Raw genomic sequence first — 24,190 nt, 5'->3', positions numbered from 1 at the left:
TTATAAATTAATTACTCGGTTTTGGAATTGCTTATGCTTAAAGAAACTATAAATTGCAATTGGAAAATAAGTAACAACCATTGCCTTGAAGAGTATAGTCGTAATTCCTGAGTTGTAATAAAACATCATATCAAAACACCAAAACATTATTGCCATTTTGTAGATTCGAATAAATTCATAAGAATAGCTCGTTTGATAATTGCTCCTAAATGTAAAATAACGCAAAACAGACAAGAGTAAGGACAAACTTGTACTTACTATGAATAATAGTTTGCCGGTGTTTTCGTTTTCGATTTCATTCTTAAAAATAAATTGTAAAACAAAAAAAACAATCATAACCGGAAGAATAATACTATTATAAATCAAGTAACGCTTTTTAATTCCACTTATAACTATAGCCGGAAAACTGTTTTTATTACTTATCCAAATACTACTTTTTAAAATCAAACTTGGCTCCCATTCTTTCAATACTTTTGGCAAAGCATCTTCAAAATTGATATTTTGTTTTTCACATAAATCTTCTGCTTGCGATGCAATATGATCTTTAATCTCTAGTTTATAATCTAAAAAATCAAGCTTTCGTTGTTCTAGATATCGATCTATTAAATCTAAATTTTCTGTCGTTGCTTTCATCTTAATAACTCAATTTCGGATTAACAATGTTTTGCATGTTCTTAATAAATTCTTCCAATTCAGCCAATCGATTTACCGTTTCTTTGTTCCCTTTTTCGGTAAGTTTATAGTATTTCCGTAAGCGGTTATCTACTTTTTCTACTTCCACTTCCAGCAAACCTTCTGCTTCGAGTTTGTGTAAAGCAGGGTACAAAGCACCTTCGGTAATGTTTATTTCACCCAATGTAATGGCTTTTACTTTTTGAGTGATTTCATAACCATACATACGCCCTTTTTCCTCTAAAAGCTTCATTATTATGGTGTTGAGACTTCCTTTGTATAATGCTGAATTTTTCATTTGTATGAATTTGAAACACAAATATACATAAGTTTCTTATACATAAAACACTTATGTATAAAATTTTTAAAAAATATGCTGTTTTCAAAAACTGCGGTTTATTACCTTTGTAAAAAACAAATCCATGTCAACTTTCTATAAATTAGCGGTCAAAGAAATTATCCGCGAAACACCTGAAGCCGTTTCTGTATTATTCCAAGTTCCGGAAGAACTTGAGGCAAACTATCGTTTTGTGGCTGGTCAATATCTCAATTTAAAACTCACTTTAGACGGAAATGAAATTCGTCGTGCTTATTCCATTTGTTCCACACCGGAAAGTGGTGAGTTGCGTATCGCAATAAAAAAAGTGAAAAATGGTTATTTTTCTAAGTTTGCCAACGAGCAATTAACGGTTGGAAAAGTATTAGAGGTTGGTACTCCCGAAGGAAAATTTACGTTTGAACCCGATGCGTCACGACAAAAAAATTATGCCGCCTTTGTAGCCGGAAGTGGAATCACACCGGTAATGTCCATTTTGCAAACTGTTTTAGAAAAAGAACCCAACAGTACGTTTGTGTTGGTTTATGGAAACAAATCAAGTAATGAAACCATTTTCTATAACCAATTGCACGATTTACAATTGCAATATGTTGGAAGATTTTTTGTGCATTATGTCTTTAGTCAGCAAAAAGTAGACGATCAATTGTTTGGAAGAATTGAAAAATCAACCGTAAATTTTGTCTTGAAAAACAAGCATAAAGAAAAGGAATTTGACAAATTTTACTTGTGCGGACCGGAAGAAATGATTAACGCCGTAAGTAATGTTTTAAAAGAAAATAACATCAAAGAAAAAGATATTAAATTTGAATTATTTACTGCTTCTTCATCTGAAAATCAAGCACAAAAATCATTGGAAGGCCATACAAAAATAACGGTTTTGGTAGATGGGGATGAAACTTCGTTTGAAATGTCGCAAAAGCAATCGTTGTTAGAAGCGGCTTTAAAACAAGGTTTAGATGCACCTTATTCTTGTCAAGGCGGAATTTGCAGCAGTTGCATTGCCCGAATTTCCAAAGGAACTGCCGAAATGAAAAAGAATACCATTTTAACCGATGGTGAAATTGCCGAAGGGTTGATTTTAACGTGTCAAGCTCTTCCGACATCGAATGAAATTTTTGTGGATTATGATGATGTTTAATTGGTTGCGAGTTTGAAGGTTGCGGGTTGAAATTTGACTTTTGCAATTGTTTTTGATTTTTGTAATTGAATATGAAAAACAAACTGGACATATTTAAAAAAGCTCAAGACCTTTTGGACGAACCTGAAGTGCAAGAGCTTTTGGAATATTGTGACCGTTTAGAAGATGAATTAGTGGATTTCAAATTTGAAAAAGAAAAAAATAAAGAACTTATTCTACTCGATATGATTCGCGAAGTCATTAAAGGTTGTAATGCGATGGAAAAAGAACAGTTGGAACACGAACGATTTGGTTATGAAGCTCCTAATTATGCTGATGCGATTTCAAACTTAAAAACGTATATTTTGGAGATTTGCAAAGACAATAAAATTTACTTGTAAGCTAAAAGACTGCGACTGAAAACTGCGACTGAGCACTAAAAACTGAACACTGAGCACTAAACTCCCAACTGCGACTGAACACTGAACACTATTTTCTCCGGTTCTATACTTCTCATCACATCTTCATAACCTTCCACTTTTTTATTACCATAAATGGAAGTTGGCAAAAGCGGATATTTCTCTCGATTAGAAACAATGCAATTTTCCAACGGTTGATTGAATGGGGAAAATCCGGCAAAAGGATGAGTAGCTCCCCAAACTGTGATGACTTTTATACCCAACATCGCAGCGATATGAGCATTTCCGGAATCCATGGAAAGCATAACATCTAAGTTAGAAATCACTTCTAGTTCTTGATTAAATTTTAATTTTACGGCTAAGACGATTACGTTTGAATGACTATTTTGAAGTTGATTTAATTTCTGAATTTCTTCGTTTCCACCACCAAAAAGGAAAATTTTGACTGAATTAATTGTAGCCAATTCATCAATCACTTTTTGCATTAAATCGAGTGGATATACTTTGCTTTGGTATTGAGCAAAAGGTGCAATCCCGAGCCATTTTTGTGATTTAATGCCGGTTATTTTCAGAATTTCATCTGATAAAATAGCTTTAGTTGGAAACTGTGGATTTGCTAAATCAATTGAAAATCCGAGTTCTTTGAATGTTTCCGTGTGTCTTTCAACCATTGATTTTACCGGTTTAAAAACCTTATTTTCTAATCTTGTTAGTGCTTTTTTTTCGGCTCTTCCTTTGTCTGTAAACGCCACTTTTTTTCGGCTTAAAGCGAATAAACTTCGGACAACTTTAGATCTAAGAACATTATGCAAATCAGCAACCACATCAATATCCAATTTTTTCAAATCCGAAAATAATCGAAGTAATCCGAAAAATCCTTTGTGGCGATTTTGTAAATCAACTGCAAAGAAATTGACATTCGGAATTCCGTCGAAAAACGGTTTAAAGAATGGTCGGGAAACAACAGTGATTTTTACTTCTGTATGTTGAAAAACTAAGGCTCTCAACACAGGAACTGTCATAGCGACATCTCCCATAGCCGAAAGCCTTATTACCAATATGTGTTTTGGTTTAGACATCAATTGATGACTATTTTTTATTTTGATACAAAACCGGATTCAATTCTTCATCATTGTACATTTTCATTTGTTTGTACACTTTCATGAATTTGTCTCCGCTTTCGATGTCTTTCAACAATTGATCGATTGAGGAAAACATATCGCTTTTTTGTTCCAACAGAATGTTTAATTTTTCTTGACACTTCGCTCTGTGTTCAGGTGAAGCTTCAATTCTATGGGCTTCTTCGCTCATGTGATAAATTTTTAAAGCCAAAATAGAAAGACGGTCGATTGCCCAGGCTGGACTTTCGGTATTAATTTTAGCATCGGCTTTCAACTGAATGTCTTTGTATTTTAGAAGAAAATAACTGTCAATATATTCCACCATGTCCGTACGAACTTGATTAGACGCATCGATTTTTCGCTTTAAATCTAATGCGGCTACCGGATCAATTTGTGGGTCGCGAATGATGTCTTCAAAATGCCATTGTACCGTGTCAACCCAGTTTTTTGCATATAATAAATGCTCGATTTTATCCTTCGGATAGGGGTTGTTAACCAGTTGATATACATTGTCATGCACGTGATAATCGGCTATACTTTGTTCAAAAACAGAAAAGGCAAATTGTGAAAACATAGTCATAAATTTTAAAATACAAATATACTTTTTATACCTTTATCAAACTAATTCAAAACCAAAACGTTTATGCATCTTCATTATATTTCGGAACAAAATAGCATTCTAAATCATTTTTTGGCACAAATAAGAGATATTTCCGTGCAAAAAGACAGCATGCGTTTTAGAAAAAATATTGAACGCATTGGCGAAATCATGGCCTATGAATTAAGCAAAACGCTTCCTTATGTTCCAATAGAAGTACAAACACCGCTTGGCATCAAGAAAACTACTGCGTTGGAAGACCATGTGGTTTTGTGTTCTATTTTGAGAGCCGGTTTGGCATTGCATACTGGTTTTATGAACATTTTTGATAATGCCGAAAACGGATTTGTTTCAGCTTATCGTCACCATCCGAACAATGATGATTATTTTGATATTTTGGTTGAATACCAAGCGGCACCTTCCTTTGAAAGCAAGACATTAATTTTAATTGATCCGATGTTAGCTACCGGACAATCGATTGTGGCAGTTTTAAATAAATTGCATTTAGAACAAAAACCGAAAGAAATTCACATTGCGGTAGTCATTGCCGCTCCTGAAGGTATAGCTTATTTAGAACAAAATCTCCCTTCTAATTGTCATTTATGGGTCGCGGCTTTGGACGAAAAACTTAACGAAAAAAACTATATTGTTCCCGGTTTGGGGGATGCGGGCGATTTGGCTTATGGGGTAAAATTATAGTTGAAAGATAAAAAGCAAAATTCCGATTGCTAAAACAGCTCCTGTCACAATTTCTTTTAAAACAGTATCTCTGCTTATCTCAATAAAACCGGTTGCTAAGATGGAAGCGGGCATAAGTCCAAAAAGAAGCAATGTGTTGCTTTTTTCGGGAGAAACTATGTAAATCAAGACACTTATTAAAAAAATAAAAATCACTTTTTTATAGGAAGCCAACATAATTATTGGCCGTTTTGACAATGTGAATAGCATTGAAATTAGAAAAACGATTGAAAAAAGAGCATATAAAACCAAGGCAGCATTGCTGGCTGATTTTTCTAAATAATAAAATTCAAAATCTGTTCCGGTTTGATTCCACACCACATCTAACCATTCTTTGTTTATTACTAACGAAAAGAATATAAAAATAATTCCTACCGTGAAAAAAGCGATAAAAGGCAAAACCCAATTTCGATAATCCCCTGAAACGTGAAAAATGATGGAGACAAAAACAATAAAAATGAATAAAATACTCCAAAAATGAAACAATGCGGCAATAAAAATCCATAACGAAGCATCAAATATTTTTTCTTTTGGTGTGAGTAGTGATTTCATCGAAATCAGCCTTCGCATAGCCAACAAAATAAAAAAAGAGGAGAGCACTATTTTGAAATCATCAAAAGCTGAAGGAATGAACAACAGAAAAGAAACAAAGAAAAGAGCCGAAAAGCTATTGTCTTTGCTCAATCCGTTTCGTTTTGTGATAAAATTGGTGATAAAAAGAGAAGCTACCAATAGAAATAAAATTACACTTTTTTGTACTCCTTCCAACCATGAAAATGAAGTGATAGAAGTAACTTCAACCGTTTGGATTTGATAGATAAAATAGCACAAAACCAATAAACTGGAAACTAAAATATAATTAAATGGTCTTGATTTACTAAAAACACTTGCAATCATACGGATATTTTATACTTTTGTGGTTGTAAATATAATACTTTATACCATGAAAGCATTTTTCGAGGGAATTCAATCACTTTTTGTCGATTTTCTTTTTCTTCCATACGATTTTTTCAGAGAAATGGAATTATCTAACTGGTGGGGAGCCAATACCATTAACTGGTTGTTTATGATTATCTGTTCTACTGCCATTGTTTATTGGATAAAACAATTGAAATTACACAAATCCAACAACGAAGAAAACCAAGATACAACGGCTCATTCATTTTTGAAATAAGAAATTAACTTTTCGAATTTCATTTTTTAAAGGTCAAAACCGATATCTTTTCTATAATACATCTTATCAAAATGTAGTTTTTCTATATTTTGGTAAGATTTTTTTATGGCTTCTTTAAAATCATTTCCATATGAAGTTAACGCTAGAACACGACCGCCATTTGAAACGATATTTCCATTATCAAGTTTTGTACCCGCATGAAAAACGAGGGAATCTTGCACATTTTCTATTCCTGTAATTGTTTTACCTTTTTCAAAATCTTCGGGATAGCCACCTGAAACAACCATAATGGTAGTGGCACTTCTGGAATCGATTTCTAATAAAACTTCATCTAACTTTTCATTGGCTACAGCCAAAAATAATTCAACTAAATCCGATTTAATTCTTGGCATGACCACTTCGGTTTCCGGATCGCCCATTCGCACATTGTACTCAATGACCATCGGTTCTCCTTTCACATTGATTAAACCAATGAAAACAAAACCTTTGTATTCAATTCCGTCTTTTTGGAGACCTTCGATGGTTGGTTTTACGATTCGATTTTCAATTTTTTCCATTAGTACTGCATCGGCAAATGGAACCGGAGAAACAGCTCCCATTCCACCTGTATTCAAACCAGTATCGCCTTCACCAATTCGTTTATAATCTTTGGCTGTGGGAAGAATTTTGTAATTTTTCCCATCGGTTAAAACAAAACAACTTAATTCAATTCCGTCTAAAAATTCTTCGATAACGACTTTTGAACTGGCATTTCCAAACTTTTGATGCACAAGCATATTTCGCAATTCGGTTATTGCCTCGTTTAAATCATTTAAAATCACAACGCCTTTTCCGGCTGCCAAACCATCCGCTTTTAAAACATACGGTGGCGATAAAGTTTCTAAAAATTTACATCCTTTTTCCACTGTTGAAGCTGTAAAACTATCATAAGCGGCGGTAGGAATTTTGTGTTTTATCAGAAATTCTTTGGCATATTCTTTACTTCCTTCCAATTTTGCTCCTTCTTTTGATGGGCCAATCACAGGAATTGATTTTAACTCATCATCATTTTTAAAGAAATCGAGAATTCCTGCTACCAAAGGATCTTCAGGCCCGACAACAACCATTTCAATTTTTTCTTTAATTACGAATGCTTTAATCGATTCAAAATCGGTGGTTTGTATCGAAATATTCGTTGCAATGCAAGCAGTTCCTGCATTTCCTGGAGCCACAAAAAGTTTGGAGCATTTTGAACTTTGAAGCATTTTCCAGGCCAATGCATGTTCGCGTCCGCCGGAACCAAGTAGTAAAATTGTCATGTTGTGTTGTTTAAAATGAACCTATCCTAGTTTGAATTTGTTCATTGGATGTTGTGTGGCAAAAATACTTTGTTTTCTATTAAAAAAAAAGGACAACATGTTCGTTTGTAGAATATGGTTTTATATTTTTGAATAAATTTTGAGTTCATGTTTAATTTGTTTGATATTTCTTTAAAATTGAGCGGTTTTCCGATAGAGAAGGCTAAGATTGAATTTGAAAAGATTTTAAAAATTCCGGAGGAAGATTATGGTAAATATATTGAAGCAAAAAAAAAAGAAATTGTTGAATTTCATTTAAAAAACAGTCAGTATTACAAGGAACTAAACAAAGGAGTAGAATTTAATTCATGGGAAGAATTACCCATTTTAACAAAAAAAGATTTGCAAAAACCCCTGAAAGAGAGGCTTTCTGAAGGTTACAATGAAAAATCAGTTTTTGTGAACAAGACTTCCGGTTCCAGTGGTGATCCGTTTATTTTTGCAAAAGACAAAGAAGCCCATGCGTTAACATGGGCATCAATAATCTATCGATTTGGCTGGTATGGGATAGATTTTAACACCTCTTATCAAGCTCGATTTTATGGAATTCCACTTGATTTTTTTGGAAACACTAAAGAGAGAATTAAGGACATATTAAGTCGTCGCTATCGTTTTAGTATTTTCGATTTGTCGGATAAAGTGTTTGAAAAAAATTTAATGAAATTCCAAAAAAAGAAATTTTTATATATTAATGGTTATACAAGTTCCATTGTTTTATTTGCAAAATTTCTTGCATCAAAAAAGATAATTTTAAAAAATATTTGTCCTACACTTCAGTGTTGTGTGGTCACATCAGAAATGCTTTTTGAGGAAGATAAAAAGTTGATGCAAGAACAATTTGGAATTCCAATTATAAATGAATATGGTGCTTCAGAGTTAGATATAATAGCCTTTCAAAATCCTAAAGGGGAATGGGTTATCAATACAGAAACAATATTTGTTGAAATAGTTGATGACAACAATAGACCTCTTCCGTTTGGGCAAGAAGGAAAAATTATAATTAGCTCCCTTTATAATAAGGCTCATCCATTCATTCGTTATGAAATCGGAGATATTGGTGTAATAGATGAATCCAGCACTCCAAAAAAACAAATATTAAAAAAATTAATTGGTCGAACAAATGATATTGCTATCTTACCCAGCGGAAAGAAATCTCCGGGATTGACTTTTTATTATGTCACAAAAAGCATAATAGAAGACAATGGTAACATTAAAGAATTTGTTGTAAAGCAAATTAAATCGAATACTTTTGAAATCGAATATATCAGTCAAACAGAGCTCACAGTTCAACAAATTAAAAAAATTGAAAAAGAGATGTTATTATATCTTGAAAGTGGTTTAAAGATAATTTTTACAAGAAAAGATAAATTAGAAAGAAGTAAAAGTGGAAAGTTAAAACAGTTTCAGAGTCTTTTAAAAAATGAAAAATGAAAATAACAATTATAGCCGGTGCCAGACCCAATTTCATTAAAATTGCACCTATTATTAGAGCAATTGAAAAAAACAAATCAGAAGGAAAGAATGTATCTTTTCGTTTAGTTCACACCGGTCAGCATTATGATAAAAATTTAAGCGATACTTTTTTTGAAGAACTAAATATTCCAAAACCTGATGCAAATTTAGAGGTAAAAAGCGGATCCCAAGCTGTTCAAACTGCTGCGATTATGGTTGCTTTTGAACAAGAATTAATTCAAAATCCGAGTGACTTGGTTTTGGTTGTTGGCGATGTTAATTCAACCATGGCTTGTGCGATTGTAGCCAAAAAAATGAATATAAAAGTTTGTCACGTGGAAGCCGGAATTCGTTCGGGAGACATGACGATGCCGGAGGAAATTAACAGAATTGTGACCGATAGCATTACCGATTATTTTTTTACAACATCAAATACAGCATCCGAAAATTTAAAAATGTACGGAGCTAATCTTGAAAACATTCATTTTGTAGGCAATGTGATGATTGACACTTTGTATCAAAATTTAAATCGAATTTCTGCTCCTGTTTTTTGGGATGATTATCAATTAGAACAAAACAATTATGTTGTTCTCACACTGCATCGTCCTTCCAATGTTGATGAAGCAAAATCTTTGATTGAAATGTTAAAAGGAATTGATGAAATGGTTCATGGTAAAAAAATAATTTTTCCCATCCACCCAAGAACAAAAACAATATTAGCAGACAATGCATTAGACTTAAAGAATATTCTATTAGTTGAACCTCAAGGGTATTTAAATTTTATGTTTTTAATTAAAAATAGTTTTGCGGTGATTACTGATAGTGGCGGGATTTCTGAAGAAACTACGGTTTTAAAAATTCCTTGTTTTACCATGCGTAATAATACAGAAAGACCTGAAACACAGTCCATTGGAACCAATACGTTGGTGGGAACGTCAATTGAAAACCTTCGAAAAGAATATAGTCACTTTATTAAAACGGGTCAAAAAGAATCCGGAATCCCTGAATTATGGGACGGAAAAGCCTCTGAACGTATTGTTGAAATTCTTTTGAAAAAGTGATGGAAGATATTCTGATTATATCCAATTATTATCCGCCGGAAAAAGGGGCCGCTGCCAATCGAATTGAGCAATTGGCGTTAAAATTAAAGCAAAACAAGTATAAAGTTACTGTTGTTTGTCCGTTAGCAAATTATCCAAAAGGTGAGCTTTTTCCTGAATACAAAGGTAAATTTTCAGTAACTGAAGTACTTCAGGAAATCACAGTAAAACGATTGTGGATTTATCCGAGTAATAGTAAAAATTTTATCCTACGTATTTTTTCTATTTTATCATTTTCTTTGAGTCTTTTTTTCTTTTTATTGTTTAAAAAAACGCCCAATAAAGTCATTGTTCAATCGCCTCCTTTGTTGCTTTCATTTATTTCTGTTTTCACACTTTCTCTTAAATCTAAAAAAATAATTCTCAATGTTTCTGATTTATGGCCTTTGGCGGCGATTGAATTGGGAGCGATAAAAACAAATTCTTTGTCACACAAAGTTTCATGTTTTTTAGAGCGATTTATATACAAAAAAGCCTCTTTGATTTTAGGTCAATCCAACGAAATTATTGCTCATGTAAAGACAATCTCGCCGACTAAAAATTGCTATTTATACCGCAACTTTCCCGACCATAAAACAGCTGAGTTTGGTTTAACAACAACGTTAGATGAGCCAATTAAAATTTTTTATGCCGGCCTTTTAGGAGTCGCTCAGGGTGTTTTTGAATTGTGTAAGCAAGTTAATTTAGAGAGTCTTAACATTGAACTCCACATTTTTGGTGATGGAGCAGAAAAAAAACAACTTGAAGATTATCTTCAAAATCACTCAAGGAAAAAAATCTTTTTTCATGGTATGATGGAAAGAAAACAATTGCTCAATGAACTTAAAACGTTTGACATTGCTTTAGTTCCATTAAAAACAAGAATTTACGGATCTGTTCCTTCTAAAATTTTCGAGTATGGCTCGTTAGGTTTTCCGGTATTATATTTTGGCGGCGGTGAAGGAGAGAATATTGTAAGAGAAAATAAATTGGGTTGGATTGCTCCGGTTGGTGATTATGTTTCTTTAAATTACGAACTTAATGAAATTGCCAAACTTAGTAAGGAAGAATTAAAAAATTCAAAATATCAACTGTTTCAAAAGGCAGAAAAATTATTTAATTTAGACAATCAAATTGCAGAATTACTTTCAAAAAATGTGTTTTAGTAAGCTTTCTCTTCTCCTTTAAAGATATTAAATACTGTTTGAAAAATAATTTTTATATCTAAAACAAAAGACCAGTTTTCAATATAAAAAACATCAAATTTGATTCGGTTGATCATGTCTTCGTCGGTTTCAATTTCCCCTCTAAATCCTTTCACTTGAGCTAATCCGGTTATTCCTGGTTTTACATAATGACGAACCATGTATTTTTTTACTTTATTACCATACGCTTTATTTTGTGACCAAAGGTGCGGTCGTGGTCCAACCACTGACATATCACCAACCAAAACATTAAAAAATTGTGGCATTTCGTCAAGGCTGGTTTTTCTCAAAAATCGACCTATCTTAGTTACTCGAGGATCATTTTTAGATGCTTCTCTTTCCGTTGTTTGATTAATTTGCATTGAACGAAACTTGTAACAAAAAAATTCTTCTTCGTCTAAACCAGGTCTTCCTTGCTTAAAGAAAACTGGTCCTTTTGATTCTAATTTAATCAGAATAGCTAAAAGAGGCATTAGCCAAGAAAGTAAAAAAACAATAACAAAAAGCGAAAATAAGATATCAAATACTCTTTTAAATGCTTTGGTGGTTGGTTCGTGCAATAAGGTTCGTTGCAACGAAAGAACCGGAAACATTTCGTAATAATCAATTTTTAGATTTTTAGAAAAAATCTGCTTCGTATCAGGAATAAACTTAATTGTTTTGTTGTTTTCGTCTGCAAATTCAACTAAATCCTTTAATTGTTCATTTGTTATTTCGTTCAGCGAACAATATATTTCATCAATTTTATTTTCAATTACATAATTTTTGATGTCGGCTACTTTACCTTTTACTTCTTCGTTTGTTTTTTTATCTGAAAAATAACCAAAAAACCGGTATCCGTAATCGTTTCTTTTTTCAAAAAGCTCTTTTAAGTTTTTAGCTTCTTGTGTATGTCCAATAATGATAGCGTTCCGGTAATTACTCCCTGTAATAATTCTATATTTTTTTAGATAATAGAAAAGTAAATACTTGATTAAAATAACGAGAATAAAGCTAATCGTCATAAAAATTGCAATGGCTTTTCCGCTAAAAATAGATTCTTTAGCAAAGGGAAAATAAGCGATAACTACCAAACAAAAAACAAGAAATTGCTTGAGAATTTTAGACAGTATTTCTACAGGAGTTGTAAACCGATACACTTCGTAAAAACCTACAAAAAATGAAATTAATAACCACGTAATTATTAAATACGGTTCAAAAAGAAAAAAATCTACATGAAGTTCATCAAAGAAAAGTAAAGATAGGAAAACAACAACCAACAAGTCTAATAAAACACTTATCGGCCTGATGTATTTAGAATACCTTCCTTTTTGAGCTGCTACCATTTTTTAATGAATGAATCCTAAGAAGTCTTTGTGTTCTTCTTTTAAAAGTTCATCTGTAGAAAGCGTTTTAAAGTAATCGTATGTGATTTTCATGCCTTCTTCTCTTGAAACTTTTGGTTCCCAACCTAATATTTCTTTTGCTTTGGTAATATCAGGTTGACGTTGCAACGGATCATTTATTGGCAAAGGATGATAAACTACTTTTTGTTTTGTGCCTGTTAGTTTTATAATTTCTTCTGCAAAATCTTTAATGGTGATTTCATCGGGATTTCCTATGTTTACAGGCAAATTATAATCTGACAAAAGCAATCTGTAAATGCCTTCTACTTGATCATCTACATAGCAAAAGGAGCGGGTTTGCATTCCATCGCCAAAAATAGTTAAATCTTCTCCTCGTAAAGCTTGACCAATAAATGCGGGAATTACGCGACCATCATTTAATCGCATACGTGGCCCATAGGTGTTAAAAATACGAACTATTCTCGTTTCTAAACCATGAAAAGTGTGGTAGGCCATGGTTATTGACTCTTGAAAACGTTTGGCTTCGTCATATACACCTCTTGGTCCAATTGTATTAACGTTTCCATAATATTCTTCCGTTTGAGGGTGAACGAGCGGATCACCATAAACCTCAGAAGTAGAGGCAATTAAAATTCTTGCTCTTTTTACTCTTGCCAATCCAAGTAAATTATGAGTACCTAAGGAACCAACTTTTAAAGTTTGAATAGGAATTTTTAAATAATCAATTGGACTTGCCGGTGATGCAAAATGCAGTATGTAATCTAACTTTCCGGGTACAAAAACGAATTTGGTTACATCGTGGTGATAAAATTCAAAATTCTGCTCTTTGAATAAGTGCTGAATATTTTTTAAATCTCCGGTTATTAAATTATCCATTCCGATAACATAATATCCCTCTGCAATAAATCTGTCACATAGATGCGAGCCCAGAAAACCGGCTGCACCTGTTATTAAAATCCTTTTCATAATTTAATTTTTATTAGGGGCTAAAAAATCTCTTGCATTAAAAAGACAATAGAGCAAGCTGAAAAACATCACACCCCGTTGTCTCCACAAAAAAGATTCTGTCAAAAATAAACTTATCATCAGAACTGCAAAAGCAATTTGTATAAAATCTTTGTTTTTTGTTGCTTTTTTTAAGTTTAAAGTCAATAATACCATTAAAATCAAAAAACCAAAGACGCCAAGCTCTGCAAAATTCTGAATGTATTGATTGTGAAAGTTTTTGGTTTGATAACCTTCTTGACTCTCATTTCCTCTAAATACATCGTATTTGATGGCTTTTTCTTCTAATTTTTTATATGATGCATTAAGTCCGTAACCTTTCCAAAAAACATTTTCTTCCTGAAAGAGTTCTACAAAAATCCTTGCTTGGTAAACCCGAAAAGCGGTTCCAGGGAAAAAATCGTTTGGAGTGAATTTTTCGTTTGTCCACGCTTCTTTGATACTCAATACATTTATACCGTCTAAACTTTTATCAAGATCCAACACTGTATGACTAATACTTTTTTCTGTATTAGATTGAAATTCTGCTTTAAATCTGTCTTTAATTTTTCCAACAAATAAAAATGAACTAACGACTAAGCCCACAACGATAAGATTTCGCATACGCATCTTGTGTCCGCTTTTTGAAAAAAAGAAAAACTCTATTAATACTAAGAGTATAAAGACTATAATGATGTTTTTGGAAGATAAAAGAAAGAGAAATATAATAAGTAATAAAGTAATGCTTACTTCTAGTTTAGATTTGATTTCTTTTGTAAAAAAGTAAAAAAAGGCAATGGAAACATACACTGAAACATGAATTGCATTTACTTCTTTTGTAACTAATTCATGATAAAAAAACACATTTGAATCTCCATTCGATAGGAACCTAAAGATGGCTTTTACTAAGTAAAAAACAACATAAATTACCATCGCATAGCTGTAATATTTTATAATTTTTTGCCGCTGTTCCTTTGAAAACGGTTTCATTATCATAAAACAGATTGGAATAATTACTAACCCAATCTCTTTCGGAATGGCTTTGAGTGTAGCTTTTGTGTCAATACTCCAGAAATAGGAAACTACCATCAATAAAAAAAGAGCAATAAGCAGAAAAAGGGTATATTGAAAATTAAACTTGACCTCTTTAATCTTAAATAATACTGACAGAAGAAAAACACCTAGTAGAACATTATTAACTCCATATGGCATTGGAATTGTACAAAGTAGAAGCAAAAAAGGAATAAATGAAAAATGTTGTTTATTTTCCTGCTTTAGATCTTGCCATACATTGCTCAAAAAGGTTAAGGTATTCTCCATTTATTTTATCCCAATTAAATTCGTTTACAATGGCCTCAAAGTTGTTTTGAATGAATTGCAAGTTATCATTTTTTTTGATAGTGAGCAGTAAATTTTTTACCTCCTCTGCATTAGTAAAATAATAACCGTTCTGTTTGATAATTCCTTTGTTGAAATCATTGTTGTGGGCTATAATCAATGCTTTGGACGCCATGGCTTCCAACAATGATGGGTTTGTGCCTCCCACAGAATGACCGTGGAAATAAAGTTTTGAAAAATAACGAAGGTTATTCAGGTGTTCCAAGTTATATATGGCTCCCATAAAACGTATGGAAGTGCTGTTTTGGTATCTGTTTTTTAGGTAATCTCCGTATTTGGTGTTGTGATTTCCTACAACTAGAATTGGGGTTGAATCATTACTTTTTACCACACCATCCAGCACCATTTGAAGGTTATTTTCGGGTTCAAACCGAGCCATAATCATGTTGAAGTTTTCCTTTTCAACTTGATACTGTTCTAAAATAGTTTCATTAGGATTGGTAAACGGATGAGCTCCATAAGCGATATAACTGGAGTCTTTTTTATATCTTTTCTTTAAAAAAGTTTGAATACCTAATGAATCAGAAACCAAATAATCGCTACTAATGGCTGCCAAGCGTTCTGCAAAGCGAAGAAATTGTTGCACAGGTCGGCTGTATTTGGAACGTTTCCATTCGATACCATCCATATTGGTAATGATAATTGGCTTTTTGGGAAGTAGAAAAAACCAAACTGAATTGCTTGTGTAACCTAATTGTAAAATGATGTCAAAATCTCTTTTTCGGGAATCGATAATGCAATTGTAATCATAAATAAACTGACCAAAAGTACCGTATTTATATTCCGGATCATGTTGGTGAATAATGTTTACACCATGAAAGCTTTTTTCTTGAAATTTATGATTATGTGAATTATAACAATATACTTCATGCCCGTTTTGAACCAGATAGACTGAAAAAAATTCTGCAAATTGTTCAAATCCTCCGTAATAGTTTGGTATGCCTCGGGTTCCGAGTATGGCTATTTTCATTATCCTGCTTTAAGTCTTTGCAAAAATAGTTTTTTGATTTTAACTACGATAATATATTTAAGGAGATATTTTTATTTAGCTAACGCATACGCTTTTAAAGTCTCTATTGCTGTCTGCTCCCATGTATAATTTTCTAGCATTCTTTTTCTTAAATTTGGATTTACAGGAGATTGAAATGCTTTGTCAATAGCTTTTCGTATTGATTGTACATCATCGGGCTCACAGTAAAAAGCATAATCTTTAAAGTAATCATATGTATCACCTTTGTATGTTACAACAATGTTTTTCCCCATTGCTGCTGCTTCAATTGACGACAAACCAGGAGTTTCCATCCAACTTATAAGGGCATGAACTCTTGAAACTTCATACAATTGTCGTAATTCTTCATGAGGTACAGCTCCTAAAAAAAAAACATTATCACCCGCTTCTTTTCGCACTTGAGCTACGTACTTTTTCTGATTCTTTGATTCATTTCCTACTAAAACAAGTTTATAGTTGGTGTTTTTTATTGCTCTTACAAGATTTAAGGTAGATTTTCTTCCTTCAATTCTAGCTGCACATAGAATACAATCTTTGTATTTCAAAAACGGATTATTTTCTAAATTAAAATCATTACTTGAAAAAACAGATTTATCAATTGCGTTGGGAATACTAACATAAATTGGATTCTTTAACTTAAAATCTGTAATAACTCTGTTCATTTCTGAATGAGAATTGGGTAAAAAGACACTTGTGTTGTCAACGATTTCTTTCATCAATCCATAATATCCCTTAAAAATCATTTTATAAACTCCTTTATGCATTCGTTTTTCTTTATAATGTTTAACCAAATTTTTTATAAATGCAATTTGGTAAGGAGATAAATAATTGGCTAATTTTTGAAATAGTCCGCCTCTTGCTTTTCTTTCAAATTCAGTGTAAAGTCCGTAAATTGTAGAAAGCACTATCTTTTTATGCTGCTTTTTTGCATTAAGCATTTGAATATAAATATCCTGCGGTTCCATTAAGTTGAATAAATGAACTAAATCATAATTATCAAGATTAGGCTCCAATTCAAGAGAAATATCAATATGCACACCTTTCTTTTCAAGAAATTCTTTTGTTTTTAACATTTGAACCATATCCCCGCCCGGTGCGTCAAATAAATTTGTTCTGGTTTGAAATAAAACTTTCATATTGGCATTTTATACCTTGCAAATATAGTTTTTATTACTAGTTTTACATTTCAATAACTTTACTTTAATCAATGAAAAAGGTTCTATTTGTTTTCGGAACTAGACCAGAAGCTATAAAAATGGCTCCATTAATAAAAAAAATTTCCGAAGACAACCATTTTAATGTCAAAATCGCTGTTACTGCTCAACATCGTGAAATGCTTGATCAAGTTTTGAATTTTTTTGAAATACGTGTTGATTATGATCTTGATATAATGAAACCAAACCAGTCTTTACATGAGTTAACGGCTCGTTTAGTTTCAAGAATTACAGAAGAAATTTTATTGAAAGAATCGTTTGACTTTGTATTTGTTCAAGGCGATACTACCACTGTTTTAGCAACATCCTTAGCGGCATTTTATCAAAAAATTAAAGTCATTCACATAGAAGCCGGGTTAAGAAGTGACGATATGTATTCTCCTTTTCCGGAGGAAATGAACCGTGTTTTGACCTCAAAACTTTCTTTTGCTCATTTTTGTCCAACAAAAAACGCACAACAAAATTTAAGCAAGGAAGGAATTAAAGAAAATGTTTTTGTTGTAGGAAACACTGTTATTGATGCGTTGATAATTGGTTTGAAAAAGATTAATTCAACAGATGAACAAACGATGTTTGAAAAATTTAAAAATATTGATTTTTCAAAAAAAAATTATTTTGGTTACTTGTCACAGACGAGAAAATTTTGGAAAACCATTTGAGGAAATATGCCGAGCGATTTCAACTATTGCAAAGCAAAAAAAAGAAAGTATTGAAATTGTTTATCCTGTTCACTTAAATCCTAATGTCAAAGAATATGCTCATAAATGGTTAATTGATTCAAACATCAAACTTATTTCACCTTTAGATTATCCCGAACTAATTTGGATGATGAGTAAAAGTAATTTGATTTTAACAGATTCAGGAGGAATTCAAGAAGAAGCCCCAAGTTTAGGAAAACCGGTTTTGGTTTTGCGAAAAGTAACCGAACGAACAGAGGGTGTAGAAACCGGAACTGCTGTTTTAGTTGGTTCAAATTATGATAAAATTTGTTCTGAAACATTTAAATTGCTTGACGATGAGAATTATTATTCAAAAATTGCATCGGCTTCAAATCCATATGGTGACGGGACAACCAGTAGTCAAATTAAAACTATTCTAAAATCTTTTGAGTAGACTTTTTGGAGGCGATTCTCTCTGAAAGTGCAAATAGTAATCCTACTAAAATAGCTTTTGTATCTGCTTTAAAATAGAAACCCATAAAAACCCAATAAGAGATAAATAGGAATATGGCTGTTCCAGTAATCAAATAATTCAAACTCGTTAATTCTGGATTTGATGTCGCTTGTTTTCTAAACAAAAGAAAAATCGTGAACAATAATAGAAAAACTCCTACTATACCCGACTTTAAATAAACAGTCATAAAACCATTGTGAAGTATAGAAATATGTCTTAACAAAGTATTATCTAGCCAAACATCTTTGTTTAAATCGACTCTAGAACCAAGACCTTTTCCAAACAAAACAGTAAAAAAGCCATCTCTTTCCATCTGTCGATAGGTGTTGATGTTTTCTACTGAGCGATAATTGTCGTTAAAATCTTTATAGTCTTCGGTGTTAATTTTAGTTTTAAAAGGTTCTGTTGGAGCAATTTTTACTTTGTATAGAAAAGCTTCAATTCCTTTTCCATTTCGTTTTGGATTGTAATAAAGAATTGCCGAATAAGCTACTAAACCGGCGAGTACTAAAGAAAATAAGATGGTTGTATTTTTTCTATTCGGCACAAAATAACCTTTCATTGCCAAGAATAAAATTCCAAACTGGATAAAATTTGTTCTGGATAAATAAAAGGCAGCAGATAGGACTAAAACAGATAGAAAGAAAATCTTTTTGTTTCGTGCGATTTCCAATCCAAATTTGTCACTAAAGAGTATTAAAATAATCACATAAATTTCAAAATCACTAAAAAATCCGGCATAACCTCTAATTTGATGTATGTTTCTAAAACCCACAAAAACGATTCCATAAAAAACAATGAATAAGTGAATTAAAGCTAATAAAACACCCGTATAAATAACTGTTTGTAAAGGATTTTTTAGGCTATTTCTGCAAAGTTGATATCCAATTAATAATCCTATTATGGGTTTGGCTAAATAGGTAATGTCTCTAATAAAGTCATAATTATAAAAATCATGAAAAAAGCTACTAAAAAAAGCAAATCCTAAAATTAATGTAAATAAGCTAACTTGAATTAATAATTGCTTGCTGTAAGATTTGCGTAATGTTATAATCATTGTTGCTGTCCAAACTAGAAACGTAAGCTCATAGTTGTTTAAATAGGGAACGGCAATGCATAAAGCAAAAATTATTTGATATAAAATGTTTTTAGATATCGACAACTTCATGCTTTATATTTTATTTTTAATAATGAGCTTTTGAGATAAAAAAAAATGAAAAGAATTTCCGAAAGAATTAAGGTTGCTATAATTCCGAATAATTCAAATTTATCAATAACTGTAAGTATCAAAACTACGTTAATTATCGTTATAGCAATTGTAATTTTAATATAATCTTTATTTTTATTAAAAACGAACATTAACTGTTCTAAAGGCAAAGACATTGATATTAAAAAAGAAACAAGCAAAGAAAATCTAAAAATAGAATTTAAAGGCTTAATAAGTTCTTCAGAAATATTAAAAAAAGTTAAAACCTGTTTAGAAAAAACTAGAACAATAATGAGGAAAGAAGTTATTAAAGCTGAGTTTATAAAGCTGTATTTTCTCCAAAATGCTAAACCGTCTTGATGATTATATTTTACGATGTAACAAAGTTTTGGGAAAAAAAACTTTAAAAAAACCTGAACAAACGTCCTCACTAAAGTTATAATTTGTTCCATAACTTTGTATAATCCCGCAGAACCATAACCCAAAAAAACACCTATTAACAATAAAGGTGATAATTGTCTGACAGATAAAAAAAGCTGAGAAATGCAAAAGAAAAAATCACTTTTTAGAATCGATTTTACATCTTCAAAGTTTGGAATTGTGATTTTATATGAATATTTTTTTTTTATAAAAAGCAAACCTGATAAATTAAAAAAAAGAGTACTTATTCCCAAGAAGAAGTTCACATAAATATAGTCTTCACTAGAGTTAACAAACCAAAAAACCAAAATGACATAGATTACTTTAGAACAAATGTTGATGATGCTGAAAAGTCTGAAATTTTCAATACCCTGCAAAAACCAGTTCATACTAAAAACTTGTGCAAAAACAACCGTAAGACTTAAAAGGAAAAGAGTTTTTTCGGAATTAAAAAAAGGTATGAACTCTATGACAACAAAGGCCAGTAGTAAAGCGATTAGAAACAAAATAAATTTTGTAAAAAGTGTTTTGCTTAAAATTAATTCGAGTTCTTGTTTATTCTCTCTATTTTCTGCAACTTCCTTGGTTCCTTTTATATCAAAAGCATAGTCAACAATTAAAATTAAAAACAGGGCTAATGCAAAACCTAAACCTACTTTTCCAAATCCGTCTTCTTTACAAACCAAAACAACATAGGGGGCTATAATAAGTGGGCTTATCAAATTAAAAGCTTGACCTAGCCCATAAATTATAAAATTTTGTTTCGTTTTACTTTTAAAAGATTTTAGCAGGAAGTTTAAATTCATCATTTAAGCTTTAAATCCAGAAATGAATCATAACCGGTTTTGGGGTTTTTTCATATATTCCTTTAACGTAGTAATTATACTCAGGCACAAAACCTTTTATCAAGGAAATTATTTCGTTAGGATCGTTTTGTGTATGATAGGTTGTTATGGCTATTTTTGGTTTATTTCTTTTGATGGTTTGCTCAGCACCTTTAAGCATTTCTGCTTCAAAACCTTCAATATCTGCTTTTAGGTATGTGATTTTTTCTCCGTTTTTAAACAATGTATCGACCTTATGAATACTCATTTGGACACAGTCGTCTGAATTATTTTCTGAAACCATACCATCTAAAGAGTCTTCGTTAAAAGTAATCATACCGTCTTCGTTACCAATGGCTGTGTTAAAAATGGTCACTTTTTCCAGGTGATTTGAAAAAGTTTTATTTAAACATTTATTAAATGTGGTGCTAGGCTCCACCATATAAATGTGATTGCACTCATCAATTACGATTAAGGGAAATAAACCTTCGGCAGTTCCTATATCTAAAAGAATTTCTCCTTTTTCAATTTTGGTTTTATCTTTTTGATAAAAATGCCAATCGTTTGGGTCAAACGTTTCGGCAACTACTTGATCGAGTCTGTTTACCGTAAAGTTTTTAGGCCAAAAAAGTTTGTGCGAAAATGCCTTAAAGGATACTTCATATTCTTCATTCAAATGAATGGCTTTGATATGTTTTTTTGCAATGGTATTGATTTTTTGCTTTGTTAAAAACTGAAGGAGTTCTTTAAAACTAACATTGTTTTTATTTACAAAAATCCAAAAGAAAAGGATTTTGAGTCTACGCATGAAATTCTATATTATTTATGACTTGTCTGTAATAAAAAAAGTGAACAAGTTTTGTTCACTTTTTTTATTATTTAATTGCAAATTATTTAGCTCCTGTTAATTCAGCAATCTTATCCAATAATTCTTGTCTCGGGTAAAAATAGGTTCCTTCTTTATTTTCTGGAGTTTTTAAAAACTTAATTGTTCCAAGTGCACCGTCTGTCTCTGTAGGAACCTTATCATTAACTATGAAATAGTTCAAAAAATCAGAACCTTTAATTTCAAAACGCTTTCCATGAAATATTAACGTGATTTTTTTCAAAACTACATCTTCTCTTTCTGGCTTAATACCAAAATCTACCCTAATATTTGTTGGAACAATTTCTTCTGGTAACTCAATTAACACTTTTTCATCAATATTTCCTCCTGAAACTCCACCCCAAACTGCTTTTGTTCCATCAAATTCATTAGTACCAGTTTCAGTATAATAAACAGTAAAGTCGTCATTCTTTTTCACTACAACATCTAATTCTACACTGAAATTTTCCTTAACTGGCTCCGCTTTTTCTTCTGTTTTTTTTTCATCTTTACATGAAGAAACAATAACCAAAAATAGCGATATACTTACTAAAAATCTTTTTTTCATTTGATATATTATTAATGTTTTTTTAGCAAAATTATAAAAAAATTTTAATTAAAAATTTAAATTTCTAATTTACTTACCTTTTTCTTAAAAGCACTTTATATATTACAACATTTCTGTCTAAATTATCAATCGCAATGTCATTGTCAAAACTGATAGAAATGCTTGTTTTTTGACTTTCATCAATTTCAAATGGAATGATCTTCTCTGACTCAGATTTTTTCTCACTTAAGTAATAATTTATCAATTCGCTGTTTGAGATTTTTATTGAAATATGAGCGTTTTGGTTGTTAATTTGCTTTTCAGGTAGACTATTAGCTTTTAGAATAAGTTCATAGTTCCCTTTTTCAAAAAAAACTTCCTCTGATGTAACTGTCCCATTTTCAAAAATGTATAAATTCCCAACCTCATCTTGTATTGAAGGCTTAAACTCATTCAAGTACAAATTATATTCATCAAATCTATTCTCAACTTTGGTTTGTTGTTTTTTTAATTTATAATGCTTTGCCCAAGTATCATAATAATTATTTAGATCAAAATCAAGTTCAAAGTTTTGTGCCAAGTAAAGTTCATCATCTTTACTTAAATTGTATGGCCTAAAATTACCATCTACATACCAAAATGATTCTTTATTTATGGCGTTGGACCGAAGACCTTTTACATAATTTTCAAAAGTCATTTCAGTAACTAAATTATAAGAATTTGTGTTTTTAAACATCGTATTGATAACAAAACCATAGGCTGAATATATTTTGTCACCATTTCTATTATTGTCACTTATTTCTTTAGTAATTTTCATAAATTCCGTTTTTGAAATTTCGGTATAATATGATTTATAAATAAACAAAAAGTACAATGAATATGTTGATAACAGAATTACTATTATAATTTGTATTAGTTTATTCTTTATTGATGCTATCAAATAAGCCAATACTAGAACAAACAAAGGTAAGGTGCCAATAAAATACCGGTTCAAAATTATTGAAACATCCAAATACGATTTTGCTACAATTACACCTACATTTACAATTAACCAAACTGATGATAGAACCAAAAGTATGGAATTCATTTTTTGGTTTTCTTTATTCTTAGTAATCTTATACACTAGGAGTATAATGAAGAGTAGAACAGCAATAAAATAAGTGTAGGAGATCAATAATGATCCTCCTAATAGTTCAACAAAAGCTTGTAGAATTATTTCAAAACTTGCATCAGGAATCCAAAACGATTTTATTTCGGACACTTTTGATATAACAGGATATGCTGGTAATATAGTAAGAACAGTAATAATACCGGCTAAAAATGACATTTTAAAAATTTGAAATCTTTGTTTGAGGTCCTTCTCATAAAAAATCACAAATAATAATGTTAAATAAATTATCAAAATATTTAATAGTCCAATGGGATGTGCATTTGGGATTAATCCCGCTGTTATACCGAATAAAATTGCATTTTTTAGATTTATGTTTTTTACAAACTTCAATAATCTATAACTCGCCAAAATAATAAAAAAAACTAGTAATGAATAAGCTCTTGCTTCTCTCGAGTGGTAAATATGAAAAAAATTCACGGTTAAAAGTATGGCGGAAACGTAAGCGGCATTCTTATTTACTAATTCTTTCACAAACAAATACATAATATAAATCGAAAGAGACCCGAAAAAAACAGAAAAGAATCTCAAAACAAAAATTGTATGCCCAAAAACTTGACTAAGAGATTTTAAGGCTAAAAAATACAAGTGTGGAAAACCTTCTCTTGCCATAATTAATTCATTTGTTCTCCTATATGTTAAATCAGGGTCCGATACCAAAATAGTACTAAGTTCATCAAGCCAAGGACTTTGAAAATCAAGTTTATAAAGTCTAAGAAAACTAGCAATTAAGACTATTCCAATTAAAAATATATTTTCTTTTAAGACATTTAAATATTTCATATT

General features: G+C 31.4%; 25 protein-coding genes. 9 read left to right on the top strand and 16 right to left on the bottom strand.

The annotated features are described in order from the left end of the window. On the bottom strand, nt 1-633 hold the full coding sequence (locus ACIQ0M_RS02705; protein WP_396149463.1) for a hypothetical protein: 633 nt from the start codon (nt 631-633) through the stop codon (nt 1-3). 1 nt (nt 634) lies between these two features. Next, entirely contained in the window at nt 635-970 is a 336-nt protein-coding gene (locus ACIQ0M_RS02700; protein ID WP_396149461.1) for a PadR family transcriptional regulator, read from the bottom strand. 124 nt (nt 971-1,094) lie between these two features. Between ACIQ0M_RS02700 and ACIQ0M_RS02695 the strand changes: the two genes are divergently transcribed. Both ACIQ0M_RS02695 and ACIQ0M_RS02690 read left to right on the top strand, forming a co-directional pair. After that, nucleotides 1,095-2,147, top strand: coding sequence for a 2Fe-2S iron-sulfur cluster-binding protein (locus ACIQ0M_RS02695; protein WP_396149459.1), 1,053 nt, complete (start codon nt 1,095-1,097; stop codon nt 2,145-2,147). 71 nt (nt 2,148-2,218) lie between these two features. Beyond that, entirely contained in the window at nt 2,219-2,527 is a 309-nt protein-coding gene (locus ACIQ0M_RS02690) for a hypothetical protein (RefSeq protein WP_396149457.1), read from the top strand. Nucleotides 2,528-2,583: 56 nt separating this feature from the next. Here ACIQ0M_RS02690 and ACIQ0M_RS02685 read toward each other — a convergent pair whose 3' ends face one another. Then, entirely contained in the window at nt 2,584-3,624 is a 1,041-nt protein-coding gene (locus tag ACIQ0M_RS02685) for a glycosyltransferase family 9 protein (protein WP_396149455.1), read from the bottom strand. Between the two features lie 10 nt (nt 3,625-3,634). Beyond that, nucleotides 3,635-4,240: a DUF4254 domain-containing protein gene (locus ACIQ0M_RS02680; RefSeq protein ID WP_396149453.1), complete on the bottom strand. Its 606-nt coding sequence runs from the start codon at nt 4,238-4,240 to the stop codon at nt 3,635-3,637. Between the two features lie 69 nt (nt 4,241-4,309). On the opposite strand from ACIQ0M_RS02680, the gene upp reads away from it, so the two are divergent. Then, complete coding sequence (gene upp, locus ACIQ0M_RS02675) at nt 4,310-4,963, top strand: uracil phosphoribosyltransferase (RefSeq protein ID WP_396149451.1); 654 nt, start codon at nt 4,310-4,312, stop codon at nt 4,961-4,963. On the opposite strand, the gene ACIQ0M_RS02670 is transcribed toward upp, so the two are convergent. Next, nucleotides 4,958-5,899 carry a hypothetical protein gene (locus tag ACIQ0M_RS02670; RefSeq protein ID WP_396149449.1) on the bottom strand — a complete coding sequence of 314 codons (942 nt, stop codon included), beginning with the start codon at nt 5,897-5,899 and terminating at the stop codon, nt 4,958-4,960. The genes upp and ACIQ0M_RS02670 overlap by 6 nt on opposite strands. Before the next feature lie 46 nt (nt 5,900-5,945). On the opposite strand from ACIQ0M_RS02670, the gene ACIQ0M_RS02665 reads away from it, so the two are divergent. Beyond that, on the top strand, nt 5,946-6,176 hold the full coding sequence (locus ACIQ0M_RS02665; protein ID WP_396149447.1) for a uracil phosphoribosyltransferase: 231 nt from the start codon (nt 5,946-5,948) through the stop codon (nt 6,174-6,176). 26 nt (nt 6,177-6,202) lie between these two features. On the opposite strand, the gene purD is transcribed toward ACIQ0M_RS02665, so the two are convergent. Next, nucleotides 6,203-7,474, bottom strand: a complete 1,272-nt coding sequence (gene purD / locus ACIQ0M_RS02660; protein WP_396149445.1) for a phosphoribosylamine--glycine ligase — start codon at nt 7,472-7,474, stop codon at nt 6,203-6,205. Nucleotides 7,475-7,621: 147 nt separating this feature from the next. Here purD and ACIQ0M_RS02655 point away from each other — a divergent pair, with 147 nt between their 5' ends. From ACIQ0M_RS02655 to ACIQ0M_RS02645, 3 genes are read left to right on the top strand one after another with little or no spacing between them, the layout of a single operon-like run. Next, nucleotides 7,622-8,944: a phenylacetate--CoA ligase family protein gene (locus ACIQ0M_RS02655; protein ID WP_396149443.1), complete on the top strand. Its 1,323-nt coding sequence runs from the start codon at nt 7,622-7,624 to the stop codon at nt 8,942-8,944. Next, nucleotides 8,941-10,026, top strand: coding sequence for a non-hydrolyzing UDP-N-acetylglucosamine 2-epimerase (gene wecB / locus ACIQ0M_RS02650; RefSeq protein ID WP_396149441.1), 1,086 nt, complete (start codon nt 8,941-8,943; stop codon nt 10,024-10,026). Before ACIQ0M_RS02655 ends, wecB (ACIQ0M_RS02650) begins: the two co-directional genes overlap by 4 nt. Beyond that, nucleotides 10,026-11,210: a glycosyltransferase family 4 protein gene (locus tag ACIQ0M_RS02645; protein ID WP_396149439.1), complete on the top strand. Its 1,185-nt coding sequence runs from the start codon at nt 10,026-10,028 to the stop codon at nt 11,208-11,210. The genes wecB (ACIQ0M_RS02650) and ACIQ0M_RS02645 overlap by 1 nt, the downstream gene beginning before the upstream one ends. Here ACIQ0M_RS02645 and ACIQ0M_RS02640 read toward each other — a convergent pair. From ACIQ0M_RS02640 to ACIQ0M_RS02620, 5 genes are all read right to left on the bottom strand, one after another. Then, nucleotides 11,207-12,574, bottom strand: coding sequence for an undecaprenyl-phosphate glucose phosphotransferase (locus ACIQ0M_RS02640; RefSeq protein ID WP_396149437.1), 1,368 nt, complete (start codon nt 12,572-12,574; stop codon nt 11,207-11,209). The two genes, ACIQ0M_RS02645 and ACIQ0M_RS02640, sit on opposite strands and share 4 nt — an antisense overlap. Nucleotides 12,575-12,577: 3 nt before the next feature. Next, nucleotides 12,578-13,561, bottom strand: a complete 984-nt coding sequence (locus ACIQ0M_RS02635) for a UDP-glucuronic acid decarboxylase family protein (protein WP_396149435.1) — start codon at nt 13,559-13,561, stop codon at nt 12,578-12,580. Between the two features lie 3 nt (nt 13,562-13,564). Further along, entirely contained in the window at nt 13,565-14,899 is a 1,335-nt protein-coding gene (locus ACIQ0M_RS02630; RefSeq protein WP_396149433.1) for an O-antigen ligase family protein, read from the bottom strand. After that, nucleotides 14,841-15,947 (bottom strand): DUF1972 domain-containing protein, encoded by a 1,107-nt coding sequence (locus ACIQ0M_RS02625; protein ID WP_396149431.1) that lies wholly within the window; start codon nt 15,945-15,947, stop codon nt 14,841-14,843. The genes ACIQ0M_RS02630 and ACIQ0M_RS02625 overlap by 59 nt, the downstream gene beginning before the upstream one ends. A gap of 71 nt (nt 15,948-16,018) precedes the next feature. Beyond that, complete coding sequence (locus tag ACIQ0M_RS02620; protein WP_396149429.1) at nt 16,019-17,122, bottom strand: glycosyltransferase family 4 protein; 1,104 nt, start codon at nt 17,120-17,122, stop codon at nt 16,019-16,021. A gap of 71 nt (nt 17,123-17,193) precedes the next feature. Here ACIQ0M_RS02620 and wecB (ACIQ0M_RS02615) point away from each other — a divergent pair, with 71 nt between their 5' ends. Together wecB (ACIQ0M_RS02615) and ACIQ0M_RS02610 are read left to right on the top strand one after the other, a co-directional pair. Then, nucleotides 17,194-17,859 carry a non-hydrolyzing UDP-N-acetylglucosamine 2-epimerase gene (gene wecB, locus ACIQ0M_RS02615; RefSeq protein WP_396149427.1) on the top strand — a complete coding sequence of 222 codons (666 nt, stop codon included), beginning with the start codon at nt 17,194-17,196 and terminating at the stop codon, nt 17,857-17,859. Then, complete coding sequence (locus tag ACIQ0M_RS02610) at nt 17,816-18,313, top strand: UDP-N-acetylglucosamine 2-epimerase (RefSeq protein ID WP_396149426.1); 498 nt, start codon at nt 17,816-17,818, stop codon at nt 18,311-18,313. The genes wecB (ACIQ0M_RS02615) and ACIQ0M_RS02610 overlap by 44 nt, the downstream gene beginning before the upstream one ends. Here ACIQ0M_RS02610 and ACIQ0M_RS02605 read toward each other — a convergent pair. The 5 genes from ACIQ0M_RS02605 to ACIQ0M_RS02585 form a co-directional block, all read right to left on the bottom strand. Continuing rightward, complete coding sequence (locus tag ACIQ0M_RS02605; RefSeq protein ID WP_396149424.1) at nt 18,291-19,541, bottom strand: hypothetical protein; 1,251 nt, start codon at nt 19,539-19,541, stop codon at nt 18,291-18,293. The genes ACIQ0M_RS02610 and ACIQ0M_RS02605 overlap by 23 nt on opposite strands. Continuing rightward, nucleotides 19,538-20,806: an oligosaccharide flippase family protein gene (locus ACIQ0M_RS02600; protein WP_396149422.1), complete on the bottom strand. Its 1,269-nt coding sequence runs from the start codon at nt 20,804-20,806 to the stop codon at nt 19,538-19,540. Before ACIQ0M_RS02600 ends, ACIQ0M_RS02605 begins: the two co-directional genes overlap by 4 nt. A 10-nt stretch (nt 20,807-20,816) precedes the next feature. Next, nucleotides 20,817-21,632: an FkbM family methyltransferase gene (locus ACIQ0M_RS02595; protein WP_396149420.1), complete on the bottom strand. Its 816-nt coding sequence runs from the start codon at nt 21,630-21,632 to the stop codon at nt 20,817-20,819. A gap of 82 nt (nt 21,633-21,714) precedes the next feature. After that, complete coding sequence (locus ACIQ0M_RS02590; RefSeq protein WP_396149418.1) at nt 21,715-22,257, bottom strand: hypothetical protein; 543 nt, start codon at nt 22,255-22,257, stop codon at nt 21,715-21,717. 73 nt (nt 22,258-22,330) lie between these two features. Further along, on the bottom strand, nt 22,331-24,187 hold the full coding sequence (locus tag ACIQ0M_RS02585) for a phospholipid carrier-dependent glycosyltransferase (protein WP_396149416.1): 1,857 nt from the start codon (nt 24,185-24,187) through the stop codon (nt 22,331-22,333). Between the last annotated feature and the right edge of the window lie 3 nt (nt 24,188-24,190).

It is taken from the genome of Flavobacterium sp. (assembly GCF_044339515.1).
Taxonomy (GTDB): Bacteria; Bacteroidota; Bacteroidia; order Flavobacteriales; family Flavobacteriaceae; genus Flavobacterium.
The sequence above is the reverse complement of the archived record's forward strand: the minus strand, read 5'-3'. Positions and strand labels throughout refer to the sequence as shown.